Below are 24,076 nucleotides of genomic sequence, written 5' to 3'. Positions count from 1 at the left end.
CTATGTCTTTTTGGTACGACAATCCGGCTAAAACACCTAAGGTATCCTCAAAAAAGAAAAAACTCCGGTGATCCATATAAAATCACCAGAGTTTGTTGTCTGTTTTTTTCGGAAATTAGCTTACTTCTGAAAGTGCCTATAAAAGAGCTTTTACAATATCTTCTATACTGATATTTTCGGCTTCAGCCTTGTAATTTTTTACAACTCTATGTCTCAAAACACCCATAGCCACAGCCTTTACATCTTCTATGTCTGGAGAAAACTTGCCGTGTACTGCCGCGTATGCCTTGGCTGCCAATACTAAATTTTGAGAGGCTCTAGGTCCCGCTCCCCAGTCTACATACTCTTTAACTATCTCTGCCACTCCACTGCTCCCAGGGCGTGTACTTCCCACCAAGCGCACCGCGTATTCTACCACATTGTCGGCTACGGGTATACGGCGGACCAGATGTTGTACCGCTATTATTTCCTCGGCGCTAAACACGGGAGATAATTTTATTTCTTTGTCTATTGTCGTAGATTTCACCACAGCAACTTCCTCCTCAAAAGAAGGATAACCAAGCTCGATAGCAAACATAAATCTGTCGAGCTGTGCTTCGGGAAGTGGGTATGTTCCTTCCTGTTCTATCGGGTTTTGAGTGGCCAACACAAAATAAGGTGATTGCAATTCGTAACGCTTGCCCGAAACCGTCACTGATTTTTCTTGCATAGCTTCAAGCAATGCCGCCTGTGTTTTAGGCGGAGTACGGTTAATTTCGTCTGCGAGTATGATATTGGCAAAAACAGGCCCTTTGATAAAGCGAAATTCCCGATTGGCATCCAGTATCTCATTACCGAGAATATCACTGGGCATAAGGTCTGGGGTAAATTGTATCCGCTTAAAGTCTAAACCCAATACATCGGCCACCGTACGTATCATCAGGGTCTTGGCCAATCCCGGAACACCGATTAGTAGAGCGTGACCTGCAGCGTAAACAGAAAGAAGTATTTCGTCTATCGCCTCCTTTTGACCGATAATCACCCTACCTATCTGATTTCTCAGGAACTGATGCCTTTTTTGCAATTTCTTTAAAGCCTCTACATCAGACATAGATATATCGGTTTTGAAAATTAAGTAAATTTACCGTGTAAGCAATCATCTTTAAAATGCAGCTATGATCAGGTTTTATTGCTTTACCCACTTATTAGAAAAATCACAGCCTTTGTAGTCGGTATTCACCATGATATAGGTGTCTTTTATGGTTTTTTCCATCCATTCCTGTACCGCTTTGATCTGTTTTTCTCTGAGTGCCAATTCTTTTATCTTGATATAATCTTGGATATAATCGGCCTTGTGATCGTCGTACCTGTTGGTAACCTTTAAAATTTTAAAAGACACTTTTCCCGGTGACCTCGGATCCTCTTCTCTATAAACAGAAGACACTTCTCCGGTTTTGAGATTTCTGATCTGGTTGTACAAGGTTGGCTCCAATTTGGTGAGTTCAAACCGAGTATCCATATTGGTCGGATTTCTCAATTGTCCCCCTTCAAATTTGGTTTCCTTCTGATCTGAGTACTCCCTAGCTGCATCTGCAAAAGAGACCTCTCCGTCGACGATTTTCTGACGCACCTCTTCCAATTCCTTTCTCGTTTTTTCTTGAGCCTCTTTCGGAATTTCAGGACTGATAAGTATATGTCTCAAATCGAGCTCCTGTCCCATAATCTTGTCTACCATAATAATATGCCATCCAAAATCGGTTTCAAAAGGTTCTGATATCTCACCTTCTTGTAAACTATAGGCTACATCCATAAACTCCTTGGCAAAAGGGGTACTTCTCGTCACGTGATAGTAACCACCTTTCGAACTGGACCCCGGATCTTTAGAATACAGTATAGCCTTGGTAGCAAAACTGGAACCGTTTTCTTCTATATCCCGTTTCATCTCTTTGAGACGGTCTATTACCTTTTGTTTTTCAGATTCGGGCACCTCAGGTTCTTTCACTATTTGAGAGATCTCCAATTCCGCACCAAAAACAGGGCGTTCGTCTTCGGGAATTTTATTAAACCACTGCCTTACTTCTTCTGGAGTGATTTCTATTTCCTCAACAATCTTATTCTGCATATTCTCTGCCAGAATTCTGATTTTGTTGATCTGAAAAAGCTCCTCCCTAAAGCTTTGTTCGTCCGATTTCTTGTAATAATCCAAGAGTTTTTCCATGGTTCCCACCTGTCCCACAAGAAAATTGAGTTGTTGTTCTGTCTCGGCCCAAATCTGCTTGTCCGACACTTCCAGGCTATCTTGAACCGCTTGATGAGCGTATAATTTGTCTTCCATCAGTTTGCCGAGTAGCTGACAACGCGTAATATCATTGATAGACGCTCCTTGATTCTGTAAATCTATATAACTCTTGTCAATATCCGACTCCAGTATGACATAATCACCTACCACAGCAATCACTCCATCAATTTTTGCCTTACCTTCAACAGTAACGGGAGTTACTTCTGTAGTATCTCGTATCGCTGTGGTCTCGCTGTTTCCTCCTACAGTATTTTCCGCTACTGCCGTTTCTTGTCCTACGGTCAACTGCGTGACACACAAGGCAATTCCGCCCACAATCTTACTTATCCGATTCATAAATTTCAAATTTCTTTTTTCTCAAAGCCTCATCTACTATTTCTCTCTCCGTCCTCCTTACGAAATCCAATTTTTTTCTGTTAAGCAGTATCTGCCTTATCGTAGGTTTTACGTATGAGATAGGAGCCGTATCATTGCGCTCCAAAATATCGTTGATATATATCAAATATACTCCTAAGGAGTCTTTTAGTTCAATAAATTCTGATTTTTTTATCTTATTTTTATTCTCTTTCGCTGCAAGAACGGGAATTTTTCGCAATATCTGCTCCTTTTTTGCCCAAATAGAATCATCTAAAGCATAAGATTTAAACTGAATACTCATCTCTTCCAGGCTTTCTCGATCTTCCTGCTCATAACGTTCAAACTTTTCTTTGACATCGTCGAGCTTTTCAAAATCGGGATTCAGTTCGATATACCGAAACCGCCACAATTCTTCATTGAGCCTGAAATTGTCCATCCCCTTTTCGTAATAGGATGTAATTTCCGCAGCGGTAATGGTTGTGTCCATAGTACTATTTACCAGAGCTTCCTTATACGTATTGGTATACAAGTCTAGCTTGTATTCTTCTATGAGTTCTTTAAATTCTCGCTGTTGTTCTTCCGGCAGATTAATTTCAGCTTTTTCCATTAAAAGCTGCCTCAAAGCCCAAGAATTTACAAAATTATTGCGCACCACAGCACTGTCTTCTGCAGACATATTCTCACCGTATATCCCTGTCAGATCGCGTGCATAGAGGAAGTGATCCCCTACCTTAGCCACGGCATCTTTCTTGTCTTCCGAAGCAAAATAAGTACAGCTCACCAAGGTGAGAAAGATCAAAAAAGCGATTGCAAAATTTCTATACATCTCGTCTTTTTACACTGTCACAAGCTGTACAAACAGGTCTAATACTGTCATTCACCTATCGAACAGTATGTTTGGAAACAAACAAAAATAACAATTCGATAAAATATTGCAAATCGGCAGCCAAACGTTTAACAAAGATTTAGGGAGACTATTAAGGATTGAAACACAATGTCGGCCTACCCTCTATTAGCCTCTTCGACTGTAATTCGGGGCTTCTTTTGTAATAGCTACGTCGTGGGGATGACTTTCGTGAATACCGGAAGACGTGATCTGTACGAATTTCCCTTGCTCCTTTAAAGCTTCCACATCGCCGGCACCGCAATATCCCATACCGGCTCTCAATCCACCTATAAATTGGTGCATGCTTTCTACCAGATCTCCTTTGTAGGCTACCCTACCCACAATACCTTCGGGAACCAGTTTTTTAATATCGTCTTCAACATCCTGGAAATAGCGATCTTTACTTCCCTGTTTCATCGCTTCTACAGACCCCATCCCCCTGTAGCTTTTATACTTACGTCCTTCGTAAATAATGGTTTCTCCTGGAGATTCTTTGGTTCCTGCCAATAGCGATCCGAGCATCACGCTATCTGCGCCGGCCGCTATGGCTTTAGGAATATCGCCAGTATAGCGAATCCCACCGTCGGCTATTACCGGAACTCCAGAGCCTTTGATGGCTGCGGCCACTTCCAAGACTGCGGAAAACTGCGGAAAACCAACACCGGCTACCACCCTTGTAGTACAAATAGAACCTGGACCTATACCTACTTTTACAGCATCCGCACCGTTTTCAACAAGGTATTTCGCTGCTTCGGCGGTAGCGATATTACCTACTACCACATCCAGTTCAGGAAAAGATTCTTTTACCAATTTCAAAACACTGACCACTCCTTTAGTATGCCCATGAGCCGTATCGATAACGATGGCGTCTACACCTGCATTAACTAGGGCTTCAGCACGGTCTACCGCATCGGCAGTAACTCCTATGGCCGCTGCCACTCTCAGTCGCCCGTATTTATCTTTATTAGCCAAAGGCTTTTGAGTGAGCTTGGTGATATCTCTAAAAGTAATGAGACCTACCAGCTTATTTTCGGTATTAACTACAGGTAGTTTTTCAATCTTGTTCTCCTGTAATATCACCTCAGCATCTACCAATGAAGTTCCTTCTCCGGCAGTTACCAAATTTTCATAGGTCATGACCTCCTGAATAGGGCGATTGTCGTTTTTCTCAAATCTCAAATCCCTATTGGTTACAATTCCTTTGAGGTAGCCCCCTTCATCAACTATCGGAATTCCCCCGATACGATGTTCTGCCATATTTTTCTTGGCATCGATCACCTTTGCCGTAAGGGGTAGTGTGACCGGGTCTATAATCATACCGCTCTCAGCTCGCTTTACTTTGCGCACTTCCAAGGCCTGGGCTTCTGCCGTCATATTCTTGTGCAGCACACCTATTCCTCCTTCTCTGGCCATAGCTATGGCCATAGCCGATTCTGTTACCGTATCCATTGCCGCCGATACAATCGGGACATTGATCGTAATATTTCTCGTAAATTTGGTTTGGATATTGACCTCTCTTGGAAGGACTTCGGAGTAGGCCGGAACGAGAAGGACATCATCATATGTCAACCCTTCTCCTACAATTTTTGAACTATGAGCTTTCATCTGCAACTTATCAATTAGTTGCACGCAAATGTACGTCAATTTCAGGGACTAACACTCGCTTTTTGCATTTTTTTAATCCACAATTAAAGATCATTTTACACCAAACACCTTTACGGCTTCGTTGTAAGCACTTTCAAAACTCATGGGCGAAAGCCCTGTCTCTACTTTTGCTGTAGTAAAATAAGACAACATCTTTTCGGTAGGCATATTTCCGGTAAGTTCATCTTTTGCCATAGGACACCCTCCGAAACCTTGAATGGCTCCGTCAAATCTTTTACAGCCAGATTTATAGGCAGCATCCACTTTTTCGTACCACGAAGAAGGTGTGGTATGGAGGTGTGCACCAAACTCCATTTCCGGATAAGCCGGAATAAGATGAGAAAACAGATAGCGTATCACCTCTGGAGTAGAGCTACCTATGGTATCGGAAAGCGACAGTATTCGAACTCCCATAGCCGAAAGTCTTTCAGTCCATTCCGCTACTACCTCCACATTCCACGGGTCTCCGTACGGATTTCCAAAACCCATAGAGAGATAGGCTACCACCTCCTTGTTTGAAGCTGAGGCTATCTCTAATATTCGCTGCAATACCACAGTGGATTCGGCTATGGTTTTGTGTGTGTTACGCATCTGGAAATTCTCCGATATAGAAAAAGGATACCCTAGATAACTTATTTCCGGGAATACCGCAGCGTCTTCAGCACCTCTCACATTGGCTACAATAGCCAACAATTTGCTCTGTGTATCCGAAAGATCGAGTCCCTCGAGTACCTTGGCGGTATCGACCATTTGTGGGATTGCTTTGGGCGATACAAAACTGCCAAAATCGACGGTGTGAAACCCTACTCGCAGAAGGGACTGGATATAACAGACCTTCTTTTCCGTAGGTATAAAATCCCTAATACCTTGCATGGCATCCCTCGGGCATTCTATGAGTTTCACCTTATCCATTCGCCTTTAAAGTGTATTTATCCCATCGAAAGTCAGCTCCTTAAAATCGTCGATCAGCAAATCGGCCGACGACAAATCTTGGTTTCCCGAATTCGGGTTGTGATATCCTATCGCTTTCATTCCCGCGGCTCGAGCCGCTTTTACGCCATTAGTACTATCTTCTATTACCACAAAGTCTTCTGGCGGAAGTCCGTACAATTCAGCTATGCGAAGAAAAATATCGGGAAAGGGTTTTCCCTGTGCCACATGCTCGCTACTTACCACGTAATCGAAATAATCTGAAAGTCCGGCTTTTTCCATAAAAATATCGATGAGCCTTATCGGCGAAGAAGACCCCAGTGACAACTGTACCCCCTCTGCTTTCAGTCTGTCGAGAAATTCTTTAATCCCCGGAGTTAAAGGTACCTCTCTCTGCGCTATCACTTCAAAAAAATAAGCCTTGTGCGACTCCAAGAGTGTAGAAGCACTTTCTTCCAGCTTAAAATCCGCTTTCAGTTTTTCCCACATCATCAGTGCTCCCATACCCACCAAATCAAAATGATATTCTCTGGTGATATGAACTCCTCTCTTCTGCATCACTTCTTCGAGAATCTGCATATGTATAGGTTCGCTATCTACCAGCACCCCGTCCATATCAAAAATAATGTGTTTCATATCACAGCGGTTTTGTTCAAATGTAAAAATTAATTACCGAATTGTAAATTCTGTTCAGATGCAGACTACTACTTGCCAGCCTTTGTCTTCAGCAGCGCTTTGTTTATTCTTCTTACCAGAGAAGGCCCTTCATAGATAAAACCGGTATAGACCTGTACCAGACTGGCCCCAGCCTCGAGTTTTTCTAAGGCATCTTCCGGAGAGTGCACTCCCCCTACACCAATAATAGGAAAGCTGCCACCGCTCTCTTTGTGGAGGAAACGTATCACATCAGTAGAACGCTCTCTCATAGGTTTTCCACTTAATCCACCTGTTTCACTTCTATTGGAAGAGGCAAGTCCTTCCCTAGAGATTGTTGTATTGGTCGCTATAACTCCGGCTATTCCCGTCTCCTTTACAATAGCTACAATATCCCTCAGCTGATTGTCGGTAAGGTCAGGAGCTATTTTCAGCAGTATTGGTTTAGCTCTTTCCAGCTGCAAGGGGTGCTGCTGCAAGCCGTGCAAAAGTTGCTCTAAGGGTTCCTTGTCTTGCAGCGCCCTGAGATTTGGCGTATTGGGAGAACTCACATTTACCACAAAATAATCTACATAAGCATACAAAGCCTCAAAACACTTGCGATAATCGTCGCCAGCCTCTTCATTGGAGGTCACTTTGTTCTTTCCTATATTTCCACCTATCAGTACGCCTTTATTTTTCTTCAGTCGTTCAACCGCTGCTTCCACTCCCCCGTTGTTAAACCCCATACGGTTTATGATCGCGCTGTCTTCTTTGAGACGAAACAATCGTTTGGGCGGATTTCCCGGCTGTGGTTTAGGGGTAAGCGTACCTATCTCGACAAATCCGAAACCAAAACCCGAAAGCTCGTTGTACAATCTAGCATCTTTATCAAATCCTGCCGCCAGTCCTACTGGATTACTAAACTTCAATCCGAAAACCTCACGTTCCAAGCCGGGGTCTTTTACACTATAAAGGGCAGTGATCAGAGCTCTCATTCCTGGAATCCTGTTTATCCATTTGATAAAGCTAAAAGTAAAGTGATGCACTTTTTCCGGATCGAATTGAAAGAGTAGAGGGCGAATAAAATATCTGTACATAATTACGGTGTTCTTGTCGGGCAAAAATACAGGAAAAGACCGACAGATAACATACAAGCATCACAAAATCCAGCTACTGTACCGCCAACTGTATAAAACAAAGAAATACAAAGGTTTAAAATGAGAGTCTAATCCTGAAGAAACATCAATTGTTGAAGTCGAGTTTTTTGCGCCTGAGCTCAAAGTTCTGTCCGAGGTACACCTTGCGCACCATCTCGTCGGCAGCGAGTTCTTCCGGTTCGCCGGCCTTGAGTATACTTCCTTCAAACATCAGATAAGAACGCTCGGTAATTGCGAGGGTTTCCTGCACGTTGTGATCGGTGATAAGAATACCGATATTCTTGTTCTTGAGTTGTGCTACAATACGCTGTATATCTTCCACCGCTACCGGGTCAACTCCAGCAAAAGGCTCGTCCAACAAGATAAAATTAGGGTCAGTAGCCAATGCGCGTGCTATTTCCGTTCTTCTCCTTTCTCCTCCAGAGAGCAAATCGCCTCTGTTCTTGCGGATATGCCCCAAACTGAACTCTTCGATCAGTGCTTCCATCTTCATATGCTGCTCTTTTTTAGACATTTTGGTGAGCTGCAATACACTGAGAATATTTTCTTCTATACTTAATTTTCTGAACACCGACGCTTCCTGAGCGAGATAACCTATGCCGTTTTGCGATCGCTTGTACATAGGGAAACGGGTGATGTTGAGATCGTCCAGATATATATTCCCTCCATTGGGTTTAATAAGACCGACTATCATGTAGAAAGAGGTGGTTTTGCCTGCGCCATTAGGGCCTAACAGTCCCACGATCTCACCCCGGTTTACTTCGAGTGAAATTCCCTTAACTACTTTTCGCCCCTTATAGGACTTCATAATATTATCGGCTCTGAGTTTCATGGATTACATCTAACTTTTTCAATTTGTCTTATTCCAACCTTGTTCTACCAATAACTGCAAACTTCCGGTATAAAAGTACGAAAAACATCCGGTTTGCTTTCCGATTGGGGCAAGCCCTATCTATTGCGAATTCTTTGCTTCCAAAGCGTCCCAAAATTCGTAAGCTCTTCGCAGGTGAGGCACAACAATGGTACCCCCTACTAAGGTGGCTATCCCGAGAGCTTCTGTTACCTCTTGGCTCGTCAACCCAGCTTTATGACATTGTTCTAGGTGGTATTTCACACAATCGTCGCACCTCAACACCGCCGATGCTACCAGCCCCAATAATTCCTTGGTACGCACATCGAGTGCTCCCGGCATATAGGCATTGGTATCCAAATTAAAGATACGCTTTATCAATTTGTTGTTATCGTCCAAAATACGATCGTTCATCCTGGAGCGATACTCATTAAATTCGTCTACAATATTTTCTACCATACCTTAATTATCTTACATTTTACGCAATGCCTCCTGTTCTTCTTTTTCTCTTTTAGCCTGTTTTTTCAACACATAAGAAGAGATTAAGATACTCATCTCATACAGGATTAGAATCGGAATAGAAACCACAATTTGACTTGCCACATCAGGAGGGGTAATCACCGCGGCGAGAATCAGTACAATAACGAGCGACACCTTCCTCTGCTTTCTGAGAAAATCGGGGGTCACTAACCCTACCTTAGTCAGAAAAAAAATGAGTATAGGCAATTCAAAAATCAATCCGCAGGAGATCACCGACGACCTGATGGTCGAAATATACGAACTCAGGTCTATATCGTTATGTACCTCCTGACTTACCTGATAAGTTGCCAAAAAGTTAATAGACAGCGGGGATATCATATAGTACCCAAACAGCACTCCGAGAAAGAACAGAAAGGAGGCAATAAATATAAAGCCCCTGGCATTCTTTCTCTCTTTTTCATACAGACCTGGGCTTATAAACTTCCAAAACTCGTAGAGCACATAAGGAAAAGCTAGTATAAAGCCCGCCCAGATGGAGGTCCATATATGTGCGGAAAACTGCCCGGCCATGGTACGACTCTGAATCTGGAAGGGCAGCTCTTGATTGCAAAACGAATCGTCCATTCCGAGTTTTTTTGACATCTCACAAAAAAATTCGTAAGTGATAAAATCCGCTTTCTTCGGTCCTAAAATAATGGTATCAAAAATAAACCCCTTGGCAAAAAAAGCGATGACTCCTACCACAACCACCGCCAGAGTAGCCCGAATGAGGTGCCAGCGGAGCTCTTCCAGGTGGTCGAGGAACGACATCTCCTCCTGATTCTTCTTTTTAGCCATTACAGTATACCCTCTTTTATCAGATTGTGCAAGTGAATAATTCCGACATATCCCTTATCGTCCTCTACTAGGAGTTGAGAGATATTGTTTTTTTCCATCATTTCCATAGCGTCTACAGCCAGGGCATCCGCTTTGATGCTTTTCGGATTTACACTCATAATATCTCTAGCAACGAGTTTGCCGATATTGTCGTGTTTGTTTAGCATCCTTCTCACATCTCCATCGGTGATTACCCCAACCGACTTCCCCTGTTCTGTCACTGCAGCAGCTCCCAGCATTTTTTCGGAAATTTCTACAATCACCTCTTTTACGGGAGTATCCAGGCGCACTTCAGGTTTCATATTTGCTGTTAAGACATCGCTCACCCTCAGGTATAATTTTTTTCCCAAAGCTCCCCCAGGGTGGTACTTTGCAAAATCTTTGCTGGTAAAGCCCTTCAGTTCGAGTAGACATACAGCTAGAGCATCGCCAACAACCAACTGTGCTGTAGTGCTGGTTGTAGGAGCCAGATTGTTTGGGCAAGCTTCTTTTTCCACATAGGCATTCAACACATAATCAGCCTGCTGTCCAAGCAGTGAGTCTTTATTCCCAGTGATGGCTATAAGCGTATTGCCTCCGTTTTTGAGTAAGGGCACCAGCACCTTTATCTCCGGAGTATTTCCACTTTTGGAAATACAAATCACTGTGTCGTCTTTCTGAATGGTACCCAGATCCCCATGAATGGCATCTGCCGCGTGCATAAACACTGCAGGAGTCCCAGTCGAATTTAGTGTTGCCACTATCTTTGTAGCGATAATCGCACTTTTCCCAATTCCGGTGATAACCACCCGTCCCGTACTTTCAAAAATGTGACTTACAGCACTGGAAAAATCATCATTTATCAAAGATTTAAGATGATTTATAGCGGTACTTTCAGTTTCAATGACTTTTTTTGCAACTGCTTTTATAGCCTCCTTATTACTCAAGATTTTTTTAGGGATTTATAGTTTGTCAAAATTAAAGTTTGTTATATCTTTAGTTGTGCAAATGTATGTAAAATAGTAAAACGATAGAATGAGTTCAGTTGAAATTGACCTGCATAAAAAGTTAAAGCAATATTTCGGCTTTAACCAGTTCAAGGGATTACAGGAAGATGTCGTAAAAAGTATAGTTGACAATCACAACACATTTGTGATTATGCCTACCGGAGGAGGAAAATCACTTTGTTATCAACTTCCCGCATTGGTAAAAGAGGGGACTGCCATTGTGGTTTCTCCGCTTATCGCTCTGATGAAAAACCAAGTAGATGCGCTGAGAGGAATCTCCTCCAACGAAGGCATTGCCCACGTACTCAACTCTTCACTCACCAAAAACGAAGTAAAAACAGTGATGAAGGATATTTCGGAAGGCACTACAAAATTGCTGTATGTAGCTCCGGAATCGCTCACTAAGGACGAATATATCGACTTTCTCCGCTCTGTAAAAATTTCATTTGTAGCGATAGACGAAGCGCATTGTATTTCGGAATGGGGACACGACTTTCGTCCGGAATACCGCAATCTGCGCAATATCATCGGGAGATTGGGCGAAGACATTCCGATCATTGCTCTTACGGCCACGGCTACCCCAAAGGTACAGGAAGACATATTGAAAAACCTTGCTATTACCGATGCCAATACATTTAAGGCTTCTTTTAACCGCCCTAACCTCTACTACGAAGTAAGACCAAAAACCAAGGATGTAGACGCCGATATCATACGTTTTGTAAAACACAACCAAGGAAAATCGGGTATTATTTACTGTCTGAGCAGGAAACGAGTGGAAGAATTGGCACAGACTCTGCAAGTAAACGGCATTAGCTCTGTTCCTTATCACGCCGGACTAGATGCTAAAACAAGGGCTAGACACCAGGATATGTTCCTGATGGAAGATGTAGATGTGGTAGTAGCTACTATAGCTTTTGGAATGGGGATAGACAAACCCGATGTGCGTTTTGTAATACACCACGATATTCCCAAGAGTATAGAGAGCTATTACCAAGAAACCGGAAGAGCTGGAAGAGATGGCGGAGAGGGACACTGTCTCGCTTTTTATTCGTATAAAGACATCGAAAAATTGGAAAAATTCATGTCTGGAAAACCCGTGGCAGAGCAGGAAATCGGTCATGCCTTACTACAGGAAATGGTGGCTTATGCTGAGACTTCCATCTCGAGAAGAAAATTCATTCTCCACTATTTTGGCGAAGAGTTTGACGAAGTCAACGGAGAAGGAGCAGATATGGACGACAATGTGCGAAACCCCAAGAAGAAACACGAAGCCAAGGAAGAAGTGGTCAAATTGCTATCTGTGGTAAAGAGTACCAACCAGAAGTTTAAGGCCAAAGAGATTGTCAACGTGCTTGTTGGGAAGGTAAATGCATTGATTAAATCTCACAAAACCGATGAGAAACCCTTTTTTGGTTCTGGAAGGGAAAAAGACATCAAGTACTGGATGGCATTAGTGCGTCAAGTACTCGTCGCCGGACTACTTCGAAAGGAAATAGAAACCTACGGCGTACTCTTCTTGACCGCTGAAGGCAACAGTTTCCTCAAGAAGCCACATTCGTTTATGATGACTGAAGATCACAGCTATCAAAACACAGGTGATGAAGGCGTGGTCACCGCAAAAAAAGCAGGAACCATGTCGGCCGATTCCACCTTGCTCCGAATGCTAAAAGACCTGAGAAAAAAACAGGCACAAAAACTGGAAGTTCCTCCTTTTGTCGTATTTCAAGACCCCTCTCTCGAAGATATGGCGCTGAAATACCCCGTAAAGATGAAAGAATTGCTCAACATTCACGGTGTAGGAGAGGGAAAAGCCAAAAAATACGGCAAACCTTTTATTGAACTTATCGCAAATTATGTGGAGGAAAACGACATTGTCAGGCCCGACGATTTAGTCGTCAAAAGTACTGGAGCTAATTCAGCTTTAAAGTTGTATATCATTCAGAATGTAGACCGCAAACTTCCCCTCGACGATATCGCAAGAGCCAAAGGGTTGGAAATGGAAGATTTTATCAAAGAAATGGAACAGATTGTGTACAGCGGCACCAAACTGAACATCAATTACTGGATAGACGAAATACTGGACGAAGATCAGCAAGACGAGCTTCAGGAATACTTTCTGGAAGCCGATACCGACAAAATCTCTAGGGCCATGGAAGAATTTGACGGAGACTATGAAGACGAAGAAATAAGACTATACAGAATTAAATTTATCAGCGAAATTGCAAATTGACACATTTATCCCCTGATGGCAGGTTAGCTTGAGTACGCTCAAGACAAAAATTCCAAAATTTTCCTGTGTAACATCGCGAACATTCACATTGTTCCTTTTTGTATATATTTGAAAAATTTTTTTGTAATAAAAGGATCCTGAGGTGTATAAAAATACGGTGCTACGGCATTTGAAGACCCGTTCAGGCACTGCAGGTTTTCCGATCTCCTTAAAACATAAAAACTGACAAATGAAAAAATTAGTTTATCTGGCCCTATCACTGGTCTTTGCGTGCAACAGCTCTCAGAAGACGACCACGACCACTGCCTCAACTCAAAGCAAAGCAGATTTTGATCCGGTTCCCTATGCTAGTACCATTACTCAGGAAGAACTCAAAGATCACCTGTACACCTATGCCTCCGACGAATTTGAGGGGAGAGAAACCGGAAAACCCGGTCAGAAGAAAGCAGTAGAATATTTGAAAAAACACTATGAAGCCCTCGGCATTCCCGCCGCACAAAGCAACGGAGACTACTTTCAAAAAGTTCCCCTTATTCTAAGCACCATGCCCGAAGGCACAACAAGTATATCAGGACAACAGTTTCAGATAGGAAAAGACCTGGTGGTTTTGCAAGCACCCGCTAAAAAAGAATACGCTGCCGATGAACTTATTTATGCCGGTTATGGCATCGATACTCCCGAATACTCCGATTTTAAAGACATAGACGTAAAAGACAAAATTATCGTTGTCTCCATAGGTGAGCCTAAAAACGACGACGGCACCTATACTATTTCTGGTACCGACACCCCCTCAAAATGGTCTGACCTGAGAATATCGCTGCCCGACCGTTTGGATATAGCTGACAAAAAAGGAGCCAAAGGTGTTCTTATTCTCGACGGATCCCTTTTCAATATGGTACTGCAACAGTACAATTTTATGAAAAACCGTTCTGCCGGCGGGAACATGCAACTCGACACTGAGGAAGGTAATGACTCCTTTTTTGCCTTTATCAGCCCCAAAATGGGTGAGGCTATAAAATCTGATCTTACAAACACTAAAAGCGGTACCGCAATCAAAGCCGATTTTAAAGTGAACTTTACCAGTGAAACTAAACACGTAGATTCTGAAAATGTGGTAGCCTATATCAAAGGAAGTGAAAAACCAGACGAATACGTCGTTATTTCTTCTCATTTAGATCATATCGGGGTAAACGAGGACGGACAGATCAATAACGGTGCCGACGACGACGGATCGGGAACTGTAGCCTTGTTGGAAATAGCCCAGGCCTTTAAAAAAGCAGCAGACGAAGGAAATGGCCCGAAAAGATCCATAGTATTCCTTCATGTTACCGGTGAAGAAAAAGGATTATTAGGATCTGATTACTACACCAGAAAACCAATTTTCCCACTTGAAAACACTGTTGCCGACCTCAATATTGATATGATAGGACGTATCGACCCTAAGAGGACAGGAGACCGCAATTACATATATCTTATCGGTTCGGATAAACTGAGTACCGAATTGCACGAGCTCTCCGAAGAGGTCAATAAAAAATACTGCAATGTAGAACTGGACTACACCTATAACGACGACAACGATCCGAATCGTTTTTACTACAGGAGTGATCATTACAACTTTGCGAAGAACAACATTCCTGTAATTTTCTATTTCAACGGAACTCACGACGATTACCACCAACCCGGAGATACCCCCGACAAGATCAACTACGATCTTCTGGAAAACCGTGCAAGATTGGTATTTCACACCGCTTGGGAGGTAGCCAATCGCGACAAGCGACTGGTAGTTGACAAGGCTATGCCACAGGAATAGTTTTCACATTTGTTTCAATACCGCAAACAAGACCGCCTGTTTTTCAGGACGGTCTTGTTTGCTTTTAAAATCGTTCTTCTAAATGAAACACTGTATCCATCTTTAAAAAATACCTGAAATGAGGGATGTAAACAATGCCTTTTCTCCGTTATATTAGCCCCAAGTTTTGACACTAAATGCAGTATCGATGACAGAAGTATTTATCACAGACGACCACCCCATTGTATTAGACGGACTCAAAAATCTCATTGAAACCAGTGAAGACATATCTCCCGTGGGTATTTTCCAAAACGGAAAAGACACTCTCAGCGCCTTGAAACAAAAGGAGCCCGATGTTTTACTACTCGACATCAACCTTCCAGACATCAACGGAATAGAGCTGAGCAAGCAAATACGAGACTCCTATCCCGAGCTTAGGATTATCATTTTGAGTGTACACAACGAAAAAGCTGTGATACGAAGTGTACTACAAAATGGAGTAAACGGCTATGTCCTTAAAAATTCTATTGGCGACGATATACTCGAAGCTATCCGAAAAGTGATAAATGGCGAACTCTATATGTGCAGGCAAACGCGACAGATTTACGAGAGCAAAGACAACAGTAACGGACCCGATGTGATTCCAAAAATAACCAGAAGGGAAAAGGAGATATTGCAGTTGGTAACAGAAGGATACACCTCTGCACAAATTGCAGACAAACTGTTTATAAGCCCCTATACCGTAGAAACCCACCGCAAAAACCTTATGGAAAAGTTTGAAGTCAACAATATGACGGCTATCATCAAATACGCGACGGAATTTAAATTGTTATAATTCCGTCGAAATTGGAAGCGTGTATATTCGATGGGTTATACTTTCTCCACATTCATCAAGCACTCTACAGTAATTGTGGTGCCTTTTCCTTTTTCGGATAAGATATCCATAGTTCCTCCAAGAAATTCTACTCTCGCCCTGACATTAGTCCACCCGGCACTTCGCTTACCGGAAATTGCTTCCATATCAAAACCGACCCCATCGTCTTCCACAGTGAGAAATATCTTGTCTTCTACCTGTTGTAATTGCACATAGATCAAAGACGATTTAGCGTGTTTTATCGCATTGTTTACCAGTTCTTGCATAATGCGATAGACTACCATTTGTCGCGACTGATCCATAGCGTTGGTATAATTAAACACACTGCAATCTATGCGTATTCGCGAATTTCCGAAGCGTTCGCAATACTCCTTTATCGCCTCTCCAAGTCCGTATCTTATCAATATCTCCGGCATCATACTATGTGCAATTCGGCGCAATTCATCCACTGCATCATCCAGGTGTTCCATGGTCTTATCCACAAGTCCTTGTCCCTTGGTTTCTGAAAGTATATTCCTCACCGCCGACATCTCGATCTTTATCCCAGACAGCAATCCTCCTAAGCCATCGTGCAGATCTCGTGCCAATCTACTCCGCTCCTGCTCCTGCCCTTCCAGCATTGCGGAGAGAAGTGCTATACGGTTTTTCTGTGCTATCTCGGCCATTTCCATAAGGTGTAACTGCTTTTGCTGTTTCATGGCTTTAGTGCGCTGCTGATTGGCGTAAAACAGAAAAATCACTGCCACAAAACCGATAATTGCAAAACCTATATAGAGGATATTAAGCTTTTTCCCATATACCAATTTTTCCTGTAAGACTGCTAGCTCTCGCTCTTTCTTACTGGCTTCGTACTGGGCTTCCAGTTTTTGAGCGAGAGTCATTTTTTCCATATCAAACTTATCGGTATAATCTCTCACATATTGCTTGTAGTATTGAAGAGCTTCCTCGGGCTTTCCCTGTTTTTCACGGATGAGGGAAAAATACCGAGATATCTTGGGTACTATCGGCTGGTTACCCACCGGATCTTGATGTGCAGAAATAGCTGCATTCCCCACCAGAAATTCTGCCCGAGTGTAATCGCCTTCAGAGATGGCGTAATCGGCCAGCATTATATAACTTCTGGCCAGTACGGAATGTTCCCTTATTCGGTCTGCTTCAGTCACCGCCAAATTGAGATAGTTAAATACCGAATCTCGGTACGATACGGGCAGATATTCCGAAAATATTTCAGCGATATGGTAAGCGGCCATAGGCAAGCGAGAGAGATGTACCACACGGTCGCGATGGCGCTCCAACAACTTTGCCGAACGCTTGTAATAAGACAGTGCGGAATCGCGAAGCTGAATTCTGGAGACATCTTCTTTAAAACGGTCGAAAAAACTATTTGCCTTCAACTGAATGGCGGTAGTAATAGCATCGGGATTTCCACTTCTGTACGCATCTTCCATACACAAATTAGCATACTTACGCTGATTCTGAGTATCGCTCCACTGGGCATAAACCTCCGAAATATCGGCATAGACTTCGCTCCTCCATTCGTATTTATCGGTATCTTCCAAATCCTCCAATGCTCTAAAAAGATCTACTATGGCCTCTCTAAGATTATTTTTCCTTGCCATCATCCAGCCCTTTGTGTGCAGCACATATCCCATCATCGCTCTGTGATTGGAATTTTTTAAATAGTAAAAAGCACTGTCTATACTCTTTGTAGCCTCTCGTCTCTGATCATCTCCCTCGTAATATCGTGCAAGTACCGCAAACAGATAAGCTTTATAGTGTTGGTCGTCCACGTTGTCGGCCAACCTCAAGGCCCGTTGTATAAGTTCAAAACCATCTTTGTGAGCCCTGCGGTAGTACACCACTTCCGATAGTCGAGCCATCGTCATGACCCGCTGTTGCACAGACAAATTCTGTCGCGCAAGCTCCAGGCGGAGAGAGTCTTCTACTATATGTGCTCTTGCCGGAAGCCCTACCACAAAGGTAAGTCCGAGAAAAAGCCACAAGGCTATAATCGAGTTTGATACTTTATGCCACACACTGAGGTTTATTTGCTATACTGCTTTTCTGGATGATTTTAACAAAGGTATCTCGAGATAATTGGTATTACTATACCTAAAATAAGGTATTTTTACAGCTTACTCGCCTCCAGCTTATCTATTTCCTTTCCTTTTCGATCCGCTGTTATCGACAATCCTTCTTCGAGATCGGGCATGGGCTTGCCTATTGTAAATTGCTGTGTACTTACGCGAACTGTATAAAAACGTCCCTTTCTCTTTGCCTGGAGCACTATACTTTCTGTCGAAGCATTTATGTTTTCGGAAGGCTCTTTCAAAAAGCCCCAATTTGTTCCACCGGACCAAATCGTCTCTCTATTTCCATTGGCATGAACCCAATGCAATACTGGTTGATCGAATAGAACGCCTTCTTCAAAAGTCACATTTGACAGACTATCTCGTTGTGTTTTAGACAGAGATACCGGTTGAAAAAAAAGTCGGAAAGCCTCGGGAATTCCCGCCTCATCGTCAACTACTGTTCCCTCTTTCAGGTCGTACACCACTGTACGCCCAGGAGTGCGTACGGTAAGGCTACCCTCATACACCAATTCGAAACGGCACTCATCAGGATTTTCATAATGTCCCGTCATTCCGAACCCCCATGATTCTACGCGCTCTACTATCTTTTTCTCATTGACACTGAGTCTATATCTCCTGGTTCCGAGTAAGTTTTGGCTTTTTGCCGAAAGTTTAGCCACCTTACGTCCCGCCTCTTGACATATATTCACAGCATCGAGATAACGTCGCTTTACAACATTATTTCCCGTATCGTCTACGGTTTCCAATAGCTGATCTATATAAATATCCGGAACAGTATCAGACTTACAGCTCAAAAATTGTAATAAAACAACTACTCCGATAAGCACAAAACCATTAAACTGAATCGGGCGACTCATATTGGAAGATAAATTTTATTTTTTTTGGGGTCATCTCTGTGTAAAAATACTTTTTTTTGGTGAGAATCTCAACAAAAACTACTACCTAATTTTCAAAGCTTTAAGCACAAAATCAAACACGGCCTGCTTAAAAAAATCAGGCCGTGCAATTCTCCTATACAATAATACTGAACAGATAGGTCTACTCCGAACAATATTACTGCAAATTGAGATCAGAAATACCTAGTACCTCGGTAGATAGTTCGCCCAACCATCCCATATCGGCCTGAATTCCAGTCTGCACCTTGACAAAATCTATACCTTCCAGCGATACCGCCTCTCCGTTGGCATCAATAGCATCAGAAATATCGATTTGATCACCTCCCTGAATATTATCGGCATATCCGTAATCTAAGGGATTACTGGTAATATAACTCGGGTTACTCCTGTCGATATTCACATCGGGCAAAAGGGTTCCTCTGAGTGTATAGTTGTCTTCCTCTATCCATTCCGGATAATACGGCTGCTTGTGAAAACTATTGACAAGTACTTCTCCGCTATTTCCTCTATTGTCTGTCCACGGCACATTTTGTGTCGGATCTTCAGGACGGTAATAAGTCACTTCATAATTGCGATCGACTCCTTCCATATCGTGAGCACTTCCCTTTATCTCATACCAGGTATCGTCTGGCAGTCCGTTGCCGTTTTCATCGGCCATTACATAAACTATACCGGGTTCAGAAAAATTGCTCATGGCATTATTTTCGAACAGCAAATCCGGCTCTCCTTCCTTATTGAGTACAGTATGGTCAAAACCAAGTACTACACTTCCTCCCCAAGCTCCGAGGCTCACCGTTCCCGTTTTACCGACTATGCCCTTTGCACCTTCCATATTCCCCAGACTTGTATTTATAAACTGTCCCGGTGCCGGAAGGTAATCAAAAAGTTCGGTCACATAGCTATTGCTGTCTTCCACTATAGGTCTTATCCTGATTGCTATCTCAAATTGAAACTCTTCTTTGTATTCTCCAGCATCGTTAAACGCTCTGTACTTAAGGCTATACACTCCTATGGCTTCCGGTTCAAACACAAACTCGTCTTCGGTAGACACCACCTCTTCGTTCAATGTCCACTCTTCCTCATAAACAGCCTCGTTAAGATTTTTTGCCGTCAGTGTAACGCTTTCTCCTATGCGGAAAATCGCTTCCTCTTCTGAGCTTGACACTGTAGATACCGTTATTTCAGGAATTATGCTCGACGCATTCCCTTCTTCAATAGGTGCATTATCGTCGTCACTCGAACAAGAATTTAAAAGGGCAACCAGGCCAAGACTAAAAAGCACTGCAGGGATACTCCCCGACTTTCTAAATGATTTCATCATGTTATTTGAAATTAATGTATTAAAAAAGGTTTTTATTGTGGTTTTATTCGACTACAAAAGCAATATGTGCCGGAATATCTCCGGTGGTTACAGTCCACTGCAACACACCATCGGGACTAAAGCAATAGAGCCTACCCGGACTTACGTAATCACCGGCATCGGTGAGTAGTATTTCATCGGTTTGAGGGTTGATTGCCACACCGTAAGGCAACTCAATCCCTTCTTCTGTGCCGTCGGTGATAAAAGAATCGTCCAGCAAGCTTTCTGTTCGGGTATCTATCTTGCTATAGCTTATGGTATTCTGCCCGGTATGGAAGTTGAACTCTACTCCAATGGCATAGGCTATCCCTTTGTGAATTTCCATATCACTTACAGCGAGATCAAAGCTCTTTTTCACTTTGTGATCTTCGGTATCCACCACATATAGGCGTGCGGGATTATCGTAATAGTCTCCTCGCGATGACACATACAGATCTCCCTCTTCATCAATTTTCAAGCGGTGTAAATTCATCCCTACTTCTATGCGCTCTGTCTCTTGAAAACTATCGAGATCGATTACCGACAAGGTGGTTTCATAGTCTGGCGGACTGTAGCCTCCGGAATTAGCCACATAGAGTTTTCCTTCGTGCCCTACCAGCTCTTCCGGTTGCCTTCCCACTTCCACGGTTCGGGTAATCTGCAAACTAGTCGTATCGATTTCCGCTACCATACCGTTGGGAGCATTGGGATCTAGAGCTACTTCCCCTAAATACGCACTCAGATAGGCTTTCCCTTCGTAAAAAGTGATATAGCGACAATTGGGCACATCTATTTTCCCAAGGCGTTTTCCACTATGTAGATCCAGCACCTCTACCTTGTTAGAAACATTGACTACCACATAGAGTTTAGAGCCATAAACTGCTATATCGTTACCTACATCTCCCAAACCACCCACTAATTCGGGGTTGGCTTTGCTAAACACATTGGAGATATAGGTTTCGGTAGTGTAGTCGTAAAAATCCAGCGACGCCTTGTTCGCTCCCATATTGCCTTCGTTCAAGAGGTAAAAACCTCTGACTTCTCCTTCAGATTTCCCAGGTTCTTCGGAAGCTGGAGGCTCAAAAACTCCTCCCGATTCCAGCGGATCATCGCTGCGACAAGCGGTAAGTGCTACTAGAAGTAGGCAGGTGAGCACTGCTGAATACCTCGACCATTCTGTGAAGTCTATCCTCATAAAGTATAATTAATAGTTAAACGATACGAACGTCCCGGCATCGGAAAGTTCTTAATCACATCGTAATACTGGTTTAAAAGATTATTTACAGCTAAAGAAAGTTCCATTTTATTCTCCCACACCTTCAGTTCATACCTCGCCGCTATATCGTGTGTATACCAAGGCTGCAGGTAATTAGATGGGATATTTGCCTTTTGACTATAGCGTTCACCGGTATAAATAAAACTGTAATTGAGTTGCCATTTCCGATAGCTGGCTGAGATATTGGCGCTACCACTGTGCACCGGGATATAGGGAATCTGATTGCCGTATACCGAACTGCCCGGGGTCTTATCCAAAGCCTCCTGCCAGGTGTAATTGAACTGCATTCCATAGGTCAGTCCCCCGACTGTAGTCCCACTCCATCTTACCCTTGCCTCGGCTCCCGTAGTCGATACTTTCCCGAGGTTGAGCATAGTCCATCGGAACAGGTTAACTCCCGGGACAGCTACAATCTTATCTTTTACTCCTATCTTATACACATCCCCCTGAAATTCCAATAAGTATTTGTCCCTCTGCTGCTTATAAGAAAAACCAAGATTCAGCTGCTCAGTATATTCCGGATTCAAAAAGGTATTCCCCACAAACGTATAGTAAAGGTCGTTGAATGTAGGCATTCGAAAAATGCGTTTATAATAGGCTCGAAGTCTGAAATTGGGACTGTTAAACGGCTGCCAGCCCACCATTAGTGTCGGGGTAAATTCTTGCCGGTCTTCTGCCCTTTCGTAATACCTTACCCGCTCTTTTACTGTTGTACTGAGCAAACTGCCTTGTAGGTTTAGTCGAGGCCAGTCCATATTGGTGGTAAGGGCTACGAGATAGTTGTTCCGTTCCGGATAGGCAAAGCGGTAGAGATTGGCATCGAGGGTATTGTTTTCGTAATCAACAGCCAGACCCAATTTCCAGAAATCTGTAAGTCGGTAACTATTGGATAAAGAAAAATAAAGGCTTTCCTGGTGATACCTATTGTCCAAAAATCCTGAGGTTGTCACGATTTCGGGGTCGAAATAACGGCTGTAGTCCTTGCTGTATTTTGCTCTGAATACGGCGTAATAACGGTCGGTAAACTGTTGTCTGTACTCTCCCTGAACAAAATCGTTCTTATCCCATTGTCGCTGTGGACGATAAAACCTGTTGGCTACCACCGCTCCGGGCAGTCCTCTTTCGGAATCGTAGTGGTAATATTTAACAAACCACTTGCTGTTAAAGCCGGTAGTACCATATAGCGCTCCCTCCAATCTCAGGGCACGGATATCTGCATTCTCCCTTGTGGCTGTGGTGTCGTATACCCCATTGGTAAATCGGTATTTATAGCGTCCATGAGCATAGGTATACGCCGTACTCACTCGAGCCGAAAGACGATTGTTGATTTTATAGTCGAGGTTGAGATAAGGGTTGAACAAGCCAAAAGACCCTGTTTTTATTCCGCTGTGAAGATGCCACTGCTCACCTTCTTCAAACTCCGGTTTACGAGATTGTAAGTAAATAGTATTAGCTGAGGCATAAGCTTTGGCCGACTGTCCGGCATCGGGGCGCTGACCATTGTACAGGGAGATTTCTTCGAGATTGTCTAAGGCGTATTTCCCGAGATCTACCTGTCCGTTCTGGGCATTTCCCAATCGTATACCGTCGTAAAAAACACCGGTATGTTCGCTACCCATACTGCGCACATTGATGGTTTTTAGTCCGCCAACCCCGCCGTAATCCTTGAGTTGTACCCCGCTAAAATAACGCACAGCATCTGCCACCGAAAGGCTGCTCATGCGTTTTAGAGTTTCTCCCGACAGCTGCTGTACCGGAACTACTGCCGTGTGTTCAGTCGACTTTCGTTCCTGCCACAGCACCACTTCTTCCAGCTTGCGATAGTCCGTAACACTGTCCTTTTCCTGACCGTATCCCGCAAAGATGGCAAATACCGGAAAACACAGCCGAAGGCAATTCAATAGGTTAATAAATCTGTTATTTTTTATCGACATCTCCCGTATCAAATCATTGCTATGGCCGGGAGAGTTTTTTTGCAGAAAACCTGCAAAATCAACTGGAAGTATAAGGATATAAAATCCTGATATTCCGGCTTCAATCCCCGAAAGCCACGAATAAATTGCAAAAACGGCAGGTATTCTGACTTGCTCCCTTCCCCGGCCTTCCCATTCCGTTTGGAACAGTGACCATCATATAGGGGTCGGCTTTGACGAGCTTACAGCTGCGGGACAGTTCCGGACTCACACCGGATTCCCTTTTAATGAGAGCGCTATAGCACCCCCAACCGATTTTGCGGCAAATATAGTTTATTTTGGAAGACTGTCAACTGGTGGTTTCAATACTTTTCTGCGCAAGGCAAAAGACTCTACTGGGATTTTCACACATCAATATTTTATTTGATACACATTTGTATTGAATAAATTATATGGAAATACCCATTTAAAAATTGTCCATCGTACCACGACAATTCGTCAATGAGGGGGAGACGCAAAATTTTGCGTCTCTACGGCGTCGGATACATGTCATATGCAATCGACGGCCATCACATTTAAACCTCAA

The 24,076-nt window shown here is 43.2% G+C and carries 19 protein-coding genes and 1 riboswitch; of the genes, 3 read left to right on the top strand and 16 right to left on the bottom strand.

The features are described from left to right. Positions 1-136: 136 nt before the first annotated feature. The 11 genes from ACYZZR_RS09490 to ACYZZR_RS09440 form a co-directional block, all read right to left on the bottom strand. Positions 137-1,090 (bottom strand): AAA family ATPase, encoded by a 954-nt coding sequence (locus ACYZZR_RS09490; RefSeq protein ID WP_461533766.1) that lies wholly within the window; start codon positions 1,088-1,090, stop codon positions 137-139. 75 nt (positions 1,091-1,165) lie between these two features. Then, positions 1,166-2,614: a peptidylprolyl isomerase gene (locus ACYZZR_RS09485; RefSeq protein WP_461533765.1), complete on the bottom strand. Its 1,449-nt coding sequence runs from the start codon at positions 2,612-2,614 to the stop codon at positions 1,166-1,168. Beyond that, positions 2,598-3,461, bottom strand: coding sequence for a peptidyl-prolyl cis-trans isomerase (locus ACYZZR_RS09480; protein WP_461533764.1), 864 nt, complete (start codon positions 3,459-3,461; stop codon positions 2,598-2,600). Before ACYZZR_RS09480 ends, ACYZZR_RS09485 begins: the two co-directional genes overlap by 17 nt. Positions 3,462-3,647: 186 nt before the next feature. Further along, a complete protein-coding gene (gene guaB, locus ACYZZR_RS09475) occupies positions 3,648-5,126 on the bottom strand; it encodes an IMP dehydrogenase (protein WP_461533763.1) in 1,479 nt (492 codons plus the stop codon). Between the two features lie 90 nt (positions 5,127-5,216). Beyond that, positions 5,217-6,077: a hydroxymethylglutaryl-CoA lyase gene (locus tag ACYZZR_RS09470; protein ID WP_461533762.1), complete on the bottom strand. Its 861-nt coding sequence runs from the start codon at positions 6,075-6,077 to the stop codon at positions 5,217-5,219. A 6-nt stretch (positions 6,078-6,083) separates the two neighbouring features. Beyond that, the gene (locus tag ACYZZR_RS09465; protein ID WP_461533761.1) at positions 6,084-6,731 is read right to left on the bottom strand and encodes an HAD family hydrolase; all 648 of its coding nucleotides are present in this window, start codon (positions 6,729-6,731) and stop codon (positions 6,084-6,086) included. Between the two features lie 68 nt (positions 6,732-6,799). Then, complete coding sequence (locus ACYZZR_RS09460) at positions 6,800-7,828, bottom strand: quinone-dependent dihydroorotate dehydrogenase (RefSeq protein WP_461533760.1); 1,029 nt, start codon at positions 7,826-7,828, stop codon at positions 6,800-6,802. A gap of 145 nt (positions 7,829-7,973) precedes the next feature. Beyond that, positions 7,974-8,720 carry an LPS export ABC transporter ATP-binding protein gene (gene lptB, locus ACYZZR_RS09455; RefSeq protein WP_461533759.1) on the bottom strand — a complete coding sequence of 249 codons (747 nt, stop codon included), beginning with the start codon at positions 8,718-8,720 and terminating at the stop codon, positions 7,974-7,976. 120 nt (positions 8,721-8,840) lie between these two features. Then, a complete protein-coding gene (locus ACYZZR_RS09450) occupies positions 8,841-9,197 on the bottom strand; it encodes a carboxymuconolactone decarboxylase family protein (protein WP_461533758.1) in 357 nt (118 codons plus the stop codon). Between the two features lie 12 nt (positions 9,198-9,209). Continuing rightward, positions 9,210-10,055, bottom strand: a complete 846-nt coding sequence (tatC, locus tag ACYZZR_RS09445) for a twin-arginine translocase subunit TatC (protein WP_461533757.1) — start codon at positions 10,053-10,055, stop codon at positions 9,210-9,212. Then, positions 10,055-11,020: a KpsF/GutQ family sugar-phosphate isomerase gene (locus tag ACYZZR_RS09440; protein ID WP_461533756.1), complete on the bottom strand. Its 966-nt coding sequence runs from the start codon at positions 11,018-11,020 to the stop codon at positions 10,055-10,057. Before ACYZZR_RS09440 ends, tatC begins: the two co-directional genes overlap by 1 nt. 88 nt (positions 11,021-11,108) lie before the next feature. Between ACYZZR_RS09440 and recQ the strand changes: the two genes are divergently transcribed. The 3 genes from recQ to ACYZZR_RS09425 all read left to right on the top strand — a co-directional run bounded on the left by recQ (position 11,109) and on the right by ACYZZR_RS09425 (position 15,934). Next, positions 11,109-13,310: a DNA helicase RecQ gene (recQ, locus tag ACYZZR_RS09435; protein ID WP_461533755.1), complete on the top strand. Its 2,202-nt coding sequence runs from the start codon at positions 11,109-11,111 to the stop codon at positions 13,308-13,310. A 229-nt stretch (positions 13,311-13,539) separates the two neighbouring features. Beyond that, positions 13,540-15,120 carry a M28 family metallopeptidase gene (locus ACYZZR_RS09430; protein ID WP_461533754.1) on the top strand — a complete coding sequence of 527 codons (1,581 nt, stop codon included), beginning with the start codon at positions 13,540-13,542 and terminating at the stop codon, positions 15,118-15,120. A 187-nt stretch (positions 15,121-15,307) separates the two neighbouring features. Further along, on the top strand, positions 15,308-15,934 hold the full coding sequence (locus ACYZZR_RS09425) for a response regulator (RefSeq protein ID WP_461533753.1): 627 nt from the start codon (positions 15,308-15,310) through the stop codon (positions 15,932-15,934). A 35-nt stretch (positions 15,935-15,969) separates the two neighbouring features. Here ACYZZR_RS09425 and ACYZZR_RS09420 read toward each other — a convergent pair whose 3' ends face one another. From ACYZZR_RS09420 to ACYZZR_RS09400, 5 genes are all read right to left on the bottom strand, one after another. Further along, positions 15,970-18,009: a sensor histidine kinase gene (locus ACYZZR_RS09420; RefSeq protein ID WP_461533752.1), complete on the bottom strand. Its 2,040-nt coding sequence runs from the start codon at positions 18,007-18,009 to the stop codon at positions 15,970-15,972. A gap of 92 nt (positions 18,010-18,101) precedes the next feature. Continuing rightward, a complete protein-coding gene (locus tag ACYZZR_RS09415) occupies positions 18,102-18,923 on the bottom strand; it encodes a hypothetical protein (protein WP_461533751.1) in 822 nt (273 codons plus the stop codon). Between the two features lie 196 nt (positions 18,924-19,119). After that, complete coding sequence (locus tag ACYZZR_RS09410) at positions 19,120-20,283, bottom strand: hypothetical protein (protein WP_461533750.1); 1,164 nt, start codon at positions 20,281-20,283, stop codon at positions 19,120-19,122. A gap of 43 nt (positions 20,284-20,326) precedes the next feature. Then, the gene (locus tag ACYZZR_RS09405) at positions 20,327-21,496 is read right to left on the bottom strand and encodes a YncE family protein (RefSeq protein ID WP_461533749.1); all 1,170 of its coding nucleotides are present in this window, start codon (positions 21,494-21,496) and stop codon (positions 20,327-20,329) included. Then, positions 21,493-23,511 (bottom strand): TonB-dependent receptor plug domain-containing protein, encoded by a 2,019-nt coding sequence (locus tag ACYZZR_RS09400; RefSeq protein WP_461533748.1) that lies wholly within the window; start codon positions 23,509-23,511, stop codon positions 21,493-21,495. Before ACYZZR_RS09400 ends, ACYZZR_RS09405 begins: the two co-directional genes overlap by 4 nt. A 118-nt stretch (positions 23,512-23,629) precedes the next feature. Beyond that, positions 23,630-23,821: riboswitch (cobalamin riboswitch) on the bottom strand. Between the last annotated feature and the right edge of the window lie 255 nt (positions 23,822-24,076).

Source organism: Sinomicrobium sp. (assembly GCA_029266035.1).
Classification (GTDB): domain Bacteria; phylum Bacteroidota; class Bacteroidia; order Flavobacteriales; family Flavobacteriaceae; genus Sinomicrobium.
Note: the sequence above shows the minus strand (reverse complement) of the source record. Positions and strands in the feature narration are given on the sequence as shown.